Source organism: Pelistega suis, from assembly GCF_013133795.1.
In the GTDB taxonomy this organism is placed as follows: Bacteria; Pseudomonadota; Gammaproteobacteria; order Burkholderiales; family Burkholderiaceae_B; genus Taylorella; species Taylorella suis.
Window position 1 is genome coordinate 79,552 of sequence record NZ_JABGBN010000001.1, and the last position, 14,509, is coordinate 94,060.

The window sequence follows — 14,509 nt, forward strand, 5'->3', positions numbered from 1 at the left end:
TCCAAATAAGGAATTTTTACTATTGTGCAACAAAGAGCTGAAACTTAATATCAAAATATGGTTATAAATTGTTAAATTATTGCATTGTTTGTACTTGTAGAATATTATTTAAATTAACGGTTAATATTTGAAATTAAATTTCATGTTGCTGGATGTGAAACCTTGCTGAGGGTGGGAGTGGTTCGTGCCACGGAATAAAACGTCGCTAGAAAAATACACTGATAGGAGAGGTAATGATAGCGTTAGATGATTTAGATAAACGCATTTTAGAACAATTACAAGAAGATGCTTCACTGACAAATCAAGAGTTAGCAGAGCGAGTATTTGCCTCTGCACCGACTTGCCTACGCCGTGTACGCCAGTTGGAACAGATGGGTGTTATCCAAAAGCGAGTGGTACTGGTGGATGCCGATAAGATTGCCCCAAGCCTGACCGCTATTGTGGAGATTAATCTTATGCAGCAATCGGCAGAGGTTTTTAATGATTTTGAAAAACTCCTCGTGGCAGAGAGCGCTATCTTACAATGCTATCGCGTATCAAGCGGACCAGATTTTATCGTAGTGATGCAGGTAGCGGATATGAATGCGTATCATGAGCTAGTCAATCGCTTATTTACTAGTCATCACCATGTGCGCAATGTACGGACATTCTTCTCCACGCACCGCAGTAAGTTTGAGACAAAAGTGGCGGTGGAGTAATTGGATCGGTTGAGTAAACAAATTGGTTTAGTGAACAAATTTGCTCTTGTTGAATATGTATATTGACAGTTTCTCCGACAGTAAATAGTTTATCTTTTGATGTATTTAAGTAATCTACTAAAAGAATCTCGTCATGAACGAGAACCTTATAACGAATAATATTACTTAAGAGTTGACGTTTAGTAATAATACCTGTGCCATACTTTTTCTCAGCTGTTGGAGTCAGTTCATTGATAGGGCATAGCCATCACTCATCCGCCTCTTCTTTTTCCTCCACAGGCTCTTCCACCTTGACCAATAGACGGTCAATACGATGTTTATCCATATCCATCACTTCGATGTAGAAGTTTTGCCACGTAAAGGACTCTGCCTCTTTGGGAATGTGCCCTAATTGATGCATCACAAAACCAGCGAGAGTGTGGTAATGCTCCAGTTCTTCATTAGGGAAGTAAACTTTTGTATTAAAGACTTCACGGAAACGGTCTAATGTCATCGTGCCATCAATAAGCCAAGAGCCGTCTTTGCGCTGAATCGCATCGGATGTTTGGTCTTCATTGACAGGGAGATTGCCACCGACGAGAACTTTGAGAATATCACGCAGCGTGACAACGCCTTCAACTTCACCGTACTCATTAATCACCACAGCAATCTCTGAGCGATGTTGTTGGAGGGTCTCAAGTAAGTCCATGGCGCTAATGGTTTCTGGTACAAAGCGCGCTGATTTCATGACGGCTCGGATGTCCGTCGCTTCGCCACGAATTTGTTGTTCAAATAAGCTACCTGCATCGACAATACCGATAATATTATCTAGCTCATTTTCCACCACAGGAAAGCGTGAGTAAGGGCTATCTGCAATGATGGCTAATGTTTCTTCGAGAGGGGCATTAATATCAATATAATGCACTTCATTGCGTGGCGTCATAATTGAGGCAATATGCTTATCATCTAAGCTTAAGGCACGAGCAACGATTTCGTGTTCGGTTTTCTCGAATAAACCTGCACTGGCACCTTCGTGTAGGATACCGCTGATGTCTTCTTCGGTGAGGGAGTCTTGTTGTTTGCCTGACATACCGAGTAGGCGTAAGACGAAGTCGGTACTAATCGATAGTACCCAAACAAAAGGCGATACAATGCGTGATAGCCATGTCATCGGTAGAGCAATCAGCATGGCTACACGTTCTGGGTAGTGCATGGCGATACGTTTAGGCACTAACTCACCAAAAATCAACGAAGCAAAGGTAATTCCTATCACCACAATGGCGAGGGCAACTTGATAGGCGAAATCCCCAAAGATATGCTCAATCGCAGGGGCTAGCCGAGAAACCAATGAGGCCTCACCGAAAGCACCGTTAAAAATACCAATCAGGGTAATGCCAATTTGTACGGTAGATAGAAATCGGCTGGGGCCATCCGCAAGATTAAGCGCCGCTTTTGCCGCCTTGCTGCCTTCATCAGCGAGCTTTTGCAGGCGCATACGTTTTGATGATACAACGGCAATTTCTGACATAGCAAAAAGGCCGTTAATAAAAATCAGAAAGAGAATAATAAAAAGATCTAACATAGTTATTCTGAACTACCAAAACGTGTCGTATTGCGGATTAAGCCTTCTTGTGCCGTGGTCGCTAATAATTGACCTTGTTGGTTATATACTTTACCGAATGACAGTCCGCGAGCACCTGAAGCATTAGGTGACTCTAAGACATACACATTCCATTCATTAAGATTGATAGGTCGATGATACCAAATTGCATGGTCTAGGCTTGCCATTTGCATTTTGGGATCAAAGCTACTTTGTTGGTGAGGAAGTAAGCTCGTAAATAAGAGATAAAAATCACTCAGGTAAGCAAAGGTGACCTTATGCAATAAGGTGTTTTCAGGGTCTAAGTGCCCATTTGCTCTGAACCAGCAATAGGTGAAAGCAGGGTAATCCCCCCCTTTGAGAATGCGATCGGGATGCGCTGGGCGGATTTCAATCGGATTACTGTCCTCAATATGTCGTTTTGTGAGTGACTTAGGAAGGGGGAAAGGAATTTGTTTGACAAGATCCTTTTCTGAGATAAAGTTCTCTGGACCTTGGATATCGGCAGGCATCGCATCAAAATGCTCAAAACCGGGTTCTTCAATTTGGTAGCTCGCCGCCATGGTGAAAATATGCTTATCGTCTTGGTATGCAGCGACCAAACGATTAGAGAATGTACCGCCATCACGGACACGTTCTACTTCAAAACGGATAGGTTTGCTCACATCACCGGGACGGACAAAGTAGCTATGTAAAGAGTGAATTTGGCGTTCAGGTGGCACAGTGAGTGAACTAGCCATCAATGACTGTCCTAATACTTGACCACCAAAAATGCGACCATTACCAAAAAGATCTGTACTGTCACCTTGAAAAACATCGGGTTTTAATGGTTGAACCGAAAGTTGTTGAACCATTTTTTCTAATGCTTGACTCATTTTCTCTTCATAAAAAATCGTTAATGCTTTGATTTTAATGTTTTTCAGCGTAGGTGAGTAGTTTTTGTGGTTTGTATTAAAATAATAGGTGTCATATAAAGGAGTGAAATGATGTTAGCAGAAAACTTTAAAATCGTGACAGCACAATTAGTTGCGGCTTGTGAAAAGGTAGGGAGAGAGCCATCATCGGTCAGTCTTTTGCCTGTAAGTAAGACGTTTTCTGCAGAGGTCGTGGCACAGGCTGCTCAATTAGGTTATCGCCGTTTTGGTGAAAATAAAGCTCAGGAGCTAAAACAAAAAGCGCAGGAATTGGCAGATTTACACTTAAGTTGGGTGATTATCGGGCATTTGCAAACTAATAAGGCTAAGGAAGTAGCGAAATACGCCGATGAAATTCAGTCTTTGGATCGTATAGAGTTGGCGGTTGCGTTGGATAAACGCCTACAACAAGAGGGACGAGCATTAGATGCTTTGATTCAGGTCAAAACAAGTACAGAAGAAAGTAAGACAGGAATGCTACCTGAAGAAGTGCCTACTTTTCTAGACGCATTAAAAGGATTTGATACTTTACGGATTAAAGGCTTTATGACCATTGCCGAAAATAGTACGAATAGTCAAGTGGTGCGTGAGTGCTTTCGGCAAGTGCGAGAGTTGTCCGAAAAAATGCGACAACAGACAGGCTTGCCATTGCCTGTCTTATCGATGGGGATGAGTGGGGATTTTGAGTTGGCGATTGCAGAAGGGGCTACTGAGGTACGCATTGGTAGTGCGATTTTTGGGGCTCGCCATTATCCACCATCAGCCTAATCATGTTTATAAGAGTTCTTTAAGCGGTCTAAATCCAGCACATGTAATGCACCGTATTCGACACGAATAATATGTTTTTGCTCTAGATTTTTAAGTGCAATATTGGTGCGTTGGCGCGAGAGTTTAGCTAAGTAGCCTATTTCTTCTTGGGTAATGGCTAGTCGTAAACTAGTGTTTGGATAGAGGTCTTGGTTAAAGAGCTCAGCGAGGCAAGCGGCAACACGATCATCTGCATTTAAAAGACGATCACTCTCTGTACGACCAATGAATTGACTGACGCGAGCATTTAGTTGCTCAAGTAAAAAACGATTAAAGGGAATGCTATTATCTAATAGCCAATTAAACGTGGTGAGTGGTAGCTTAGCGATTTTTGAGTCGCGCAAAGCAAAGACATCATAGCGTCGAACCTCTTTTTTAATCAGACTTCCTTCGCCAAACCAACCACCAGCAGGAATACCTGTGAGAGAGGTAATTCTGCCATCAGCATTACCGACAGAGACTTTGACTAGTCCTTCTAAAACCCCCATCCAATTGGTCGCCAAATCCCCTTTTTGTTCAATCATCGTTCCTGCTGGTACAGCATGGATAACGATGGTTTGCAGTACGCGAGATTGCTGTTCTGTGGTTAAAACGTTAAACCATTTTGTATCGTAATTAGTGAAAATACTCATAAGGACTTACCCTAAAAAAGGCTTAAATTGTCACCAAGATGACAATTAGAGTAGCGTTAATACGGTACTTTTGCAATAAGTAGAAAAACTAATCCAAAAAGGAGACGCACATGGCGAATGCTATGGATAAGGAAACTTTCCCTAGATTGCTGCTCAAGCATGCAAAAGAGCGTCCTAACCAAGCGGCAATGCGAGAGAAGGACTTAGGGATTTGGCAGACATTTACATGGGCTGATGTTGCAGCGCAGGTAAAGTCGGTAGCGAATGCTTTTCTTGATTTAGGTGTCAAAAAGGGAGAGCACGTTGGTATTGTGGGTGAAAACCGTCCTCGTTTGTATATTGCGATGATGGCTGCTCAGTCAGTGGGCGGTATTCCTGTGCCTATGTATCAGGATGCGGTTGCCCAAGAGATGGTGCATGTTCTAAAGGATGCGGACTTACGTATTGTAGTTGTCGAAAACCAAGAGCAAGTGGATAAGATGCTTGAGGTGAGAGAGCAAGTGCCTGCTTTAGAGTTGGTGGTTTATGATGACCCACGGGGTTTACGTAACTATAAAGAGGATATGATTTGTTCTTTTGAGCAAATCGTTGAACGTGGTAATGCCTATGCTAAAGCGCATCCTGATGCGTACATGGCTGCTGTTGAGAGTGTTGAGCCTCAAGATGCTGCAGCGATGTTCTATACATCGGGTACGACAGGTAAGCCTAAAGGTGTAGTATTAACCCATCATGCCTTGATTAACCGTGCTCGAGTGATTGAGCGCATGGAAGGCTTGACGGATAAAGAGGAAGTGTTAGCGTATTTGCCACCAGCATGGATTGGTCAAAATATGTTCTCGTATGCTCAGGCGCTGACGACAGGGTTTACCGTTAATCATCCAGAGTCACCTAGCACGGTGTCTATTGATATGCATGATGTGGGTCCTACCTATTATTTCTCACCTCCACGGGTATTGGAAGAGTTGCTTACACAGGTCACTATTCGTATGGAGGATGCAGGTAAGCTTAAACAATGGCTTTATAAAAAATGCATGGGATTAGCTAAACGCGTTGGCACGAAGATTCTCGACAAAGAGCCTGTTGGTGCTTTAGACCGTTTGAAATATGCCTTAGGTGATTTATTGATGTATGGTCCATTGCGTAATGCCTTGGGAATGAGTCGTGTACGTGTGGCGTATACGGCGGGTGAGGCGATTGGTCCTGATTTATTTACTTTCTATCGCTCCATTGGGATTAATTTAAAGCAGCTCTACGGTTCGACAGAAACTTCTGTGTTTGTCTGTGTCCAAAAAGATGGTCAGGTTCGTGCGGATACTGTAGGTGCGCCAGTTGAAGGTGTAGAAATCCGTGTCGCTGATAATGGTGAAGTACAAGTGAAGAGCCCAGGACTGTTCCGCGAATATTATCGTAACCCAGAGTCAACGGCCGAGTCTTTTACGGAAGATGGCTGGTATCACACAGGTGATGCAGGTTTCTTAGATGCCAATGGTGATTTAAAAATTATTGATCGTGCGAAAGATGTTGGTCGCTTAGTGGATGGTCGTTTATTTGCACCGAAGTATGTGGAGAATAAATTGAAATTCTTCCCATTTATCAAAGAAGCGGTTGCCTTTGGTGCTAATAAAGAGTTTGTTACAGCATTTATTAATATTGATTTAGAGGCCGTAGCGAACTGGGCAGAACGTCGAGGACTCGCTTATGCAGGTTATGCAGACTTAGCATCTAAGCCAGAAGTCTATCAACTGATTGGTGAGTGTATTGATCAAGTCAATGTGGATGTGGCACAAGATGAGCAGTTGCAAGGCTTACAAATTCATCGCTTCCTTATTTTGCATAAGGAGTTAGATCCAGATGATGATGAATTAACGCGTACACGTAAAGTCCGTCGTAACTTTATTGCAGAGAAATATAAGGTGTTAATTGAGGCTTTATTTGAAGGCAAAGAATCTCAATACATTGAAACTGAAGTGAAGTATGAGGATGGTCGTAAAGGCAAGATTAGTGCGGATTTACGTATCTCTCCAGCGAAAGTAGTTAACACAGCAAAGGCGGTCTAATATGCATCAAACAAACGAAAAGAAAATCGGCGATGTTATTTTGGATATGCAAAGTATTTCGCTGTCATTTGGAGGCGTTAAGGCGCTGACCAATATCTCTTTCAATGTGAAAGAACATGAAATCCGTTCGATTATCGGTCCAAACGGTGCGGGTAAGAGTTCAATGCTTAACGTGATTAATGGCGTTTATACCCCACAAGAAGGCAAGATTGTTTTTGACGGTAAGAACTTTGACAAAATGAGTCCTCGTCGTGCGGCTGAAATGGGTATTGCGCGGACATTCCAGAACTTAGCCCTATTTAAAGGGATGAGTGTACTCGATAATATTATGAGTGGTCGTAATCTTCGCATGAAGAGCGGTATCCTTTCACAAGCTTTCCGTATCTTTGGTGCGGAAAAAGAGGAGATTGAACACCGCGAATATGTTGAGAACATTATTGATTTCTTAGAGATTCAAGCCTATCGTAAAACACCTGTAGGTCGCTTGCCATATGGATTACAAAAACGGGTGGACTTAGGGCGTGCTTTAGCAATGGAGCCTCGTTTATTACTATTAGACGAGCCAATGGCAGGTATGAACATCGAAGAAAAGCAAGACATGAGTCGCTTCATTCTTGATGTTAATGATGAGTTTGGCACTACAATTGTGTTAATCGAACACGATATGGGTGTGGTCATGGATATTTCTGATCGTGTTGTAGTACTTGACTACGGTAAGAAAATTGGTGATGGTACGCCAGAAGAGGTTCGTACTAATGAGGAAGTTATTCGCGCTTATTTAGGCGTAGAGCACTGAGGTCAATCATGGGATATTTTTTAGAAACATTATTTGGTGGTCTCATGAGCGGCATGTTATATGCGCTCGTTGGTTTAGGTTTCGTTTTAATCTTTAAAGCATCGGGTGTATTTAACTTTGCTCAAGGGGCAATGGTATTAGTAGCAGCCTTATCGATGGCACGTTTCTCAACCTGGATTCCTGAGTGGTTAGGTTTTGAGAGTATGTTACTTGCCAACATCTTAGCATTTGTGGTGTCAGCAGTTCTAATGTGTATTGTGGCGATTTTAATTGAGCGTTTTGTATTGCGTCATTTGGTTAACCAAGAGGCGACAACGCTATTAATGGCGACATTAGGGATTAGCTACTTCTTAGACGGTGCAGGTCAAACATTATTCGGTAGTTCAGTCTATTCGATTGATGTCGGTATGCCAAAAGATCCTGCCTTTATCTTAGATAGTATGTTCGAAGGTGGCGTATTAATTAATTTAGAGGACCTAACGGCAGCAGCGATTTCAGCGGCGCTTGTTGTGGTACTTGCCTTGTTCTTCCAATATACCACGACAGGTCGTGCTTTACGTGCGGTGGCTGATGATCACCAAGCGGCGCAGTCTATTGGTATTCCTTTAAATCGTATTTGGATCATCGTTTGGGCAGTGGCAGGTATTGTTGCTTTAGTGGCAGGTATTATCTGGGGCTCTAAATTTGGTGTGCAGTTTACCTTATCAACCGCAGCACTTCGTGCGTTACCTGTGGTGATTTTGGGTGGTTTAACTTCTGTACCCGGCGCGATTATCGGTGGTTTGATTATCGGTGTGGGTGAAAAGTTATCTGAGGCTTATCTAGGTCCATTCTTAGGTGGTGGTATTGAGATTTGGTTTGCGTATGTTTTAGCCCTTGTCTTCTTACTATTCCGTCCACAAGGCTTATTCGGTGAAAAAATCATTGACCGTGTGTAATCCACTCGAACGAAAAGGAAAATATTATGTTTTATCGTGAAAATGGTCAATTTAAAACAAGTTATCGGAGCGATCAGCAGATTTTTCCGATCTTACAGGACCGTGTATTTATCTTATTATTAATAGCCGTCGCCCTATTTGTTGTGCCGTTTGTGGCGAGTGATTATTTCTTGAGTGGTATTTTAATTCCGTTCTTGATTCTTTCGCTAGCCGCCTTAGGGCTTAATGTATTAGTCGGTTATTGCGGACAAATATCGTTGGGTACAGGTGCATTTATGGCTGTCGGTGCCTATGCAGCGTGGAATTTTGGGGTGCGTATTCCTGAGTTACCATTGATTGTGCAAATTCTACTCGGTGGTTTCTTCGCGATGCTCGTAGGTATTGTCTTTGGTGTACCGAGTTTGCGTATTCGAGGACTTTATCTTGCGGTAGCAACGTTAGCTGCACAATTCTTTGTGGATTGGACATTCTTACGTATCCCTTTCTTTACCAACTATTCAACGTCTGGTAGCGTTTCTGTACCACAGCTGGACTTCTTTGGTTTGCCCGTACAAACACCAGTTCAGAAATACATCTTTGTATTAATTTTAGTGGTGATTTTTGCTTTACTCATCAAAAACCTTGTGCGTAGTGCAATTGGTCGTGAGTGGATGGCCATTCGTGATATGGACGTTGCGGCTTCGGTGATTGGTATCCGTCCTATGTATGCCAAATTAACCGCCTTTGCCGTCAGTTCATTCATCGTTGGTATTGCCGGTGCACTATGGGGGTATATCCACCTAGGCTCATGGGAACCATTAGCTTTCGATCTTAACCGCTCATTCCAATTACTCTTTATGGTGATTATTGGTGGTTTAGGTTCTATTGCAGGTAGTTTCTTTGGGGCGGCGTTTATCGTATTAATTCCCATTTTACTCACGCGTATCCCTGAGTTTTTAGGTATTCCTTTAGCGGTAGACACGATTGATCATATTCAACATATGGTGTTTGGTGCCCTTATCGTGTTTTTCCTAATTGTAGAACCGCACGGATTAGCTAAATTATGGGCTATTATGCGCGAGAAACTACGTATTTGGCCTTTCCCTCACTAAGGTGATGGATGGTATTAATTAAAAGGTCGGCGTAAGACTGGCCACTATTTAAACTCTTAGATAACCGAAATCTTTCGGAGGAGATAAACTATGAAAAAGCAAGTTTTAGCAACAGCAGTCGCTTTAGGTACGTTATGGACAGGTACAGTTGTCTATGCTCAAGAGCAATTTGTACCGTTGATGACTTACCGTACGGGTTCATTTGCACCATTAGGTATTCCTTGGGCAGACGGTAAAATTGACTATTTACGTCTTGTTAATGAGCGTGACGGCGGTGTTAATGGTGTCAAACTCCGTTTTGAAGAGTGTGAGACTGGCTATGCGACAGACCGTGGTGTTGAGTGTTATGAACGTCTAAAAAATGCTAACGGCGGTGCATCAGGTTTTGACTCTCAATCAACAGGGATTACCTTTGCGGTATCAGATAAAGCGCCTATCGATAAAGTGACCATTCAAACAGTAGGTTATGGTCTATCACAATCAGCGGATGGTTCGGTTTTCAAATGGAACTTCCCATTATTGGGTACCTATTGGACAGCCGCTGATGTGATGATTCAAGATATCGCTCGTCGTGAAGGCGGTATGGATAAGCTTAAAGGTAAGAAAATTGCCTTGGTTCATCATGACTCTCCTTATGGTAAAGAACCTATCCCTCTTTTAAAAGCACGTGCAGAGGCAAATGGTTTTGAATTAATCATCTATCCAGTAGCTGCACCGGGTGTAGAGCAAAAATCTACATGGTTAAATATTCGTCAACGCCGTCCTGACTACGTCTTATTATGGAGTGCAGGTATTATGACACCGACGGCTATTCGTGAAGCTCAATCAACAGGCTATGCGCGCGATAAGATGTATGGCATTTGGTGGGCAGGCTCTGAAAGTGATGTTAAGGATCTAGGTGCTGTGGCTAAGGGCTATAACACAGTCACCATCCATGATACAGGGGATACCAGCGGCCGCGTATTCGAAGATATGCAAAAGCATGTATTTGATAAAGGTGTTGCGTCTAAAACAGACAGCTTTGGCACGATGGCGTATAACCGTGGTATGGTGATTTCGATGCTACAAGTTGAGGCTATCCGTACAGCACAAGAAAAATTTGGTGTTGGCAAACATATGACACCAGAGCAAGTACGTTGGGGCTTCGAAAACTTGAACTTAACCGAAGAGCGTTTAAAAGAAATCGGTTTTGATAAGATGGTTCGTCCAGTTCAAACATCATGCGCTAACCATATGGGTACTGACTGGGCGCGTATTCGTCAATGGGACGGTGCGAAGTTTGTCTTAACGTCTGATAACTGGTTCCAAGCAGATAAATCATTCGTTGATCCATTAGTGAAATCAGAAGCTGAAAAATACGCAGCTGAGAAGAAAGTTGAAAAACGTGATTGTTCTGTTGAACAGTCTTAATCATTGATGCAATGAGAGGGTGGGTGTGTAGTAATACATACTCACCTTATAAAAGCAAAGGATTTTTTATGACAAACACGCAAACTGTTGATACACAAGCACCTAAAGTTTTACTTGATGTAAACGGTATTGAGGTGATTTATAACCATGTGATTTTAGTGCTACGAGGAGTCTCTTTAGTCGTGCCAGAGGGAAAAATTGTTGCTTTATTAGGTGCTAATGGTGCTGGCAAAACAACGACCTTAAGAGCAATCTCTAACTTGTTGCACAGTGAGCGTGGTCAAGTGACCAAGGGCAGTATTACTTATCGTGGAGAGCGTATCGAGGATATGACGCCAGCGGATTTGGTAAAACGAGGCGTTATCCAAGTAATGGAAGGGCGTCATTGTTTTGGTCATTTAAGTATCGAAGAAAACCTATTAACAGGGGCTTATACACGCAATGCTAGTAAAGGTGAGATTGAAGCCTCATTAGATATGGTGTATCAATATTTCCCTCGCCTTAAACAACGTCGTACTAGTCAGGCGGGTTATACCTCTGGTGGTGAGCAGCAGATGGCAGCGATTGGGCGTGCGCTAATGGCAAATCCTAATATGATTTTATTAGACGAGCCGTCAATGGGTCTAGCACCACAAATTGTAGAAGAGATTTTTGAGATTGTGCGTGATTTAAATACACGCGAAAAAGTGAGTTTCCTACTAGCCGAACAAAATACCAATATCGCTTTACGTTATGCTGACTACGGTTATATTCTAGAAAGTGGTCGTGTGATGATGGACGGGACGGCCGAAGATTTAGCCAATAATGAAGACGTTAAAGAGTTCTATCTAGGTTTAGACAGCGGTAATCGCAAGAGCTTTAAGGATACGAAGTTCTATCGTCGCCGTAAGCGTTGGTTAGCCTAGTATTGGGGGCGAGAATAATGTCTAAAGATTTTTATGACTCCCAAGAAACTTTATCAGCAGAAGAGCGAGAGTTACAGCTATTTAGCGTTTTGCGTGATAATTTAAGACAGCTCGGAGATAAGGTGCCTGCCTTGGCTAAGCAAATCGAGGGCATTAATATCTCTAACTTGAATAGTCGAGCGGATTTGGCCGCGATTCCTGTTATACGTAAGTATGAGCTATTAAAGGCGCAGACAGAAGCGAGACAAACGTTAGCCGCTACTGATGATGAGAAGCAGCGGATTTTTGGTGGATTTTCAGCCGTTGGTTGGGGGCAGGCTGCGCGTGTTTTTTGCTCTCCGGGCCCTATTTTTGAACCCGAAGTCGCACGTACCGATTATTGGCGTATGGCACGTGCTTTATATGCTGCCGGTGTTCGTAAAGGGATGCTAGTGCATAATTGCTTTGCCTACCACTTTACACCCGCGGGTTCGATGTTTGAGAGTGCTGCTTTAGCCATTGGGGCGACTGTATTTCCTGCAGGTGTGGGACAGACAGAAATGCAAGTCACTGCCATTCATGATTTAAAACCTCATGCTTATACAGGGACACCTAGCTTTTTACGGATTATTATTGAAAAAGCGGAAGAACTTGGTGTGGATATTTCCTCGATTAAGCATGCTTTATTTTCTGCTGAAGCCTTTCCTCCTTCATTGCAAAAATGGTTTGCTGACAAGGGGGTTGATGGTTATCAGGCGTATGGTACGGCAGATTTAGGCTTAATCGCGTATGAAACAAAAGCGCGTGACGGTTTAGTGATTGCAGAAGATATTATTCTGGAGATTGTCAAACCGGGTACCAATGACCCTGTGCCCGACGGCGAAGTAGGCGAGGTTGTCGTCACCACACTCAATCCAGACTATCCTTTATTACGATTTGGTACGGGTGATTTATCGGTCATTATGCCAGGGAACTCTCCTTGTGGACGTACGAATCGACGGATTAAAGGTTGGATGGGACGTGCGGATCAATCCGTTAAAGTGAGAGGGGCGATGGTTCATCCGAGTTTAGTTGATAAGGTGGTAAAACGTCATCCTGAGATTAAGCGAGCTCGCCTAGTCGTGACAGGAGCAACAGGTAAAGATGAGGTGAGTTTATTTGTAGAAACTAAACAAACACCTAGCGATACCTTGACTGCCGCTATTTTGGAGTCGATTAAAGAGTTTATTAAGCTACGTACGGCGGTTGTTTATAAGAATGAGGGTGAGATTAAGAATGATGGTCTAGTGATTGAAGATGCACGTTCTTATGATTAAGTTATCCTATGAATAAAGAATAGGCACCTTGTTCAAATAAACTAGGCTCATCTTAAATGAGCTAACCCCCCATAAGTTAAGCATCAACTAACTATGGGGGGTGTGAGTAAATATCGGTGGTTTTGCACCAATAAGCCGAGAGGACTTATTTACCGAGTAATTTATAGGCTTCAAACCAGTCTTGCATAGGTGATAAGCCTGCGCCAGCCGTAAGTGTACTATGACCTAGGCACGCCACAGGGTAGCTAGGTTTAGGTTGTTGCTGGAAGTGCATTTGTACAGAGTAATCCGCTATACGCGTAAAGGCACAAAAAATAGGGCTTTCTGCAACGCTAAAATTAGGGATAGCATTAATCGTTTGTTTTACACAGGCAAGATGATCACCACAGGCTACCTTAATACTGCGCAACCATTCTGAATGTAGCTGAGCTTTTTGATCTAAGGGCATATTAGGGGTTTGTTGTTCTGCCAACGCTGTCGCTAAATCACTAGGGGATTTTTGTTGTGCCGCTACCTGTAATGCCAAACGATAAGGATTACGAACTGTTTTATCGACTACGTTGACGTTTTCTGTACAGTTAGAAGGCAGATTAAGCTTACTTTGATTATTCGCCAACTGAGCACCTAAAGTAACGAGACTTTTAAATTGCTCATCATTAATTTCACTAGGCGCTTTGCAGGCAAATTCCACAGCACTTTCGGCTTGTGCACAGGCCACAAATAAAGTGGACGTTAGTGCAAGGGCAAGGGATTGGATAGAGAGTATTTTCATCATTACATATTCTGGCGAGCTTGTTTTTTAATCTTTGTCTTAATGCGACTTTGCTTTAAAGGGGATAAGCGTTCGACAAACACTTTGCCTAAAAGATGATCAAGTTCATGTTGTACGCAGACGGCGAGTAGACCATCGGCATGGAATTCATATTCTTCACCTTTTTCGTTAAGGGCGCGAACCTTGACTTCGGCATGGCGATCCACTTTGTCATAGATACTGGGTACAGAAAGACAGCCCTCTTCGTAGACAATCATTTCTTCACTACGCCAGATAATCTCGGGATTAATGAGTACACGTAGCTGATTACCTTCTTCTGACACATCAATCACAACAACACGCTCATGCACATCTACTTGGGTGGCAGCCAAACCGACACCTGAAGCTTCGTACATCGTTTCTGCCATATCTTTAACCAATTGACGAATACGGTCATCAATTTGTTCAACAGGTTTTGCCACAATCTGTAGACGAGGATCAGGAAAATGTAGAATAGGAAGAAGTGCCATAAGTAATTGAAACCAATAGGATAAAGATTAGATTATAGTAGAAATACGAATGGACAAGTTAATACTCCTATCATCAACAGAAATGATTTTGTCCTTATAATTAAAA

14 protein-coding genes are annotated in these 14,509 nt (G+C 42.7%); 9 read left to right on the top strand and 5 right to left on the bottom strand.

Annotation, left to right across the window (positions count from 1 at the left end):
* Positions 1-233: 233 nt before the first annotated feature.
* Positions 234-698 (top strand): Lrp/AsnC family transcriptional regulator, encoded by a 465-nt coding sequence (locus tag HKX39_RS00435; RefSeq protein ID WP_171679348.1) that lies wholly within the window; start codon positions 234-236, stop codon positions 696-698.
* Positions 699-945: 247 nt separating this feature from the next.
* Here HKX39_RS00435 and HKX39_RS00440 read toward each other — a convergent pair whose 3' ends face one another.
* On the bottom strand, positions 946-2,259 hold the full coding sequence (locus tag HKX39_RS00440; protein ID WP_171679349.1) for a hemolysin family protein: 1,314 nt from the start codon (positions 2,257-2,259) through the stop codon (positions 946-948).
* A gap of 2 nt (positions 2,260-2,261) precedes the next feature.
* The gene (locus tag HKX39_RS00445) at positions 2,262-3,152 is read right to left on the bottom strand and encodes an acyl-CoA thioesterase (protein WP_171679350.1); all 891 of its coding nucleotides are present in this window, start codon (positions 3,150-3,152) and stop codon (positions 2,262-2,264) included.
* Positions 3,153-3,260: 108 nt separating this feature from the next.
* Between HKX39_RS00445 and HKX39_RS00450 the strand changes: the two genes are divergently transcribed.
* Complete coding sequence (locus tag HKX39_RS00450) at positions 3,261-3,959, top strand: YggS family pyridoxal phosphate-dependent enzyme (protein ID WP_171679351.1); 699 nt, start codon at positions 3,261-3,263, stop codon at positions 3,957-3,959.
* Here HKX39_RS00450 and HKX39_RS00455 read toward each other — a convergent pair.
* Complete coding sequence (locus HKX39_RS00455; RefSeq protein WP_171679352.1) at positions 3,956-4,630, bottom strand: Crp/Fnr family transcriptional regulator; 675 nt, start codon at positions 4,628-4,630, stop codon at positions 3,956-3,958. The two genes, HKX39_RS00450 and HKX39_RS00455, sit on opposite strands and share 4 nt — an antisense overlap.
* 110 nt (positions 4,631-4,740) lie before the next feature.
* Here HKX39_RS00455 and HKX39_RS00460 point away from each other — a divergent pair, with 110 nt between their 5' ends.
* From HKX39_RS00460 to HKX39_RS00490, 7 genes are all read left to right on the top strand, one after another.
* Positions 4,741-6,687 carry an AMP-dependent synthetase/ligase gene (locus HKX39_RS00460; protein WP_171679353.1) on the top strand — a complete coding sequence of 649 codons (1,947 nt, stop codon included), beginning with the start codon at positions 4,741-4,743 and terminating at the stop codon, positions 6,685-6,687.
* A 1-nt stretch (position 6,688) separates the two neighbouring features.
* Positions 6,689-7,483 carry an ABC transporter ATP-binding protein gene (locus tag HKX39_RS00465; protein WP_171679354.1) on the top strand — a complete coding sequence of 265 codons (795 nt, stop codon included), beginning with the start codon at positions 6,689-6,691 and terminating at the stop codon, positions 7,481-7,483.
* 8 nt (positions 7,484-7,491) lie between these two features.
* Entirely contained in the window at positions 7,492-8,421 is a 930-nt protein-coding gene (locus HKX39_RS00470) for a branched-chain amino acid ABC transporter permease (protein ID WP_171679355.1), read from the top strand.
* 26 nt (positions 8,422-8,447) lie between these two features.
* The gene (locus HKX39_RS00475; protein ID WP_171679356.1) at positions 8,448-9,512 is read left to right on the top strand and encodes a branched-chain amino acid ABC transporter permease; all 1,065 of its coding nucleotides are present in this window, start codon (positions 8,448-8,450) and stop codon (positions 9,510-9,512) included.
* Positions 9,513-9,602: 90 nt separating this feature from the next.
* Positions 9,603-10,922, top strand: coding sequence for an ABC transporter substrate-binding protein (locus tag HKX39_RS00480; protein WP_171679357.1), 1,320 nt, complete (start codon positions 9,603-9,605; stop codon positions 10,920-10,922).
* Positions 10,923-10,990: 68 nt separating this feature from the next.
* Positions 10,991-11,827: an ABC transporter ATP-binding protein gene (locus HKX39_RS00485; protein WP_171679358.1), complete on the top strand. Its 837-nt coding sequence runs from the start codon at positions 10,991-10,993 to the stop codon at positions 11,825-11,827.
* 17 nt (positions 11,828-11,844) lie between these two features.
* Complete coding sequence (locus tag HKX39_RS00490; protein WP_171679359.1) at positions 11,845-13,122, top strand: phenylacetate--CoA ligase family protein; 1,278 nt, start codon at positions 11,845-11,847, stop codon at positions 13,120-13,122.
* 145 nt (positions 13,123-13,267) lie between these two features.
* On the opposite strand, the gene HKX39_RS00495 is transcribed toward HKX39_RS00490, so the two are convergent.
* Together HKX39_RS00495 and def are read right to left on the bottom strand one after the other, a co-directional pair.
* Positions 13,268-13,897, bottom strand: coding sequence for a hypothetical protein (locus HKX39_RS00495; protein WP_171679360.1), 630 nt, complete (start codon positions 13,895-13,897; stop codon positions 13,268-13,270).
* Positions 13,897-14,403: a peptide deformylase gene (def, locus tag HKX39_RS00500; protein ID WP_171679361.1), complete on the bottom strand. Its 507-nt coding sequence runs from the start codon at positions 14,401-14,403 to the stop codon at positions 13,897-13,899. The genes HKX39_RS00495 and def overlap by 1 nt, the downstream gene beginning before the upstream one ends.
* Positions 14,404-14,509 lie beyond the last annotated feature (106 nt).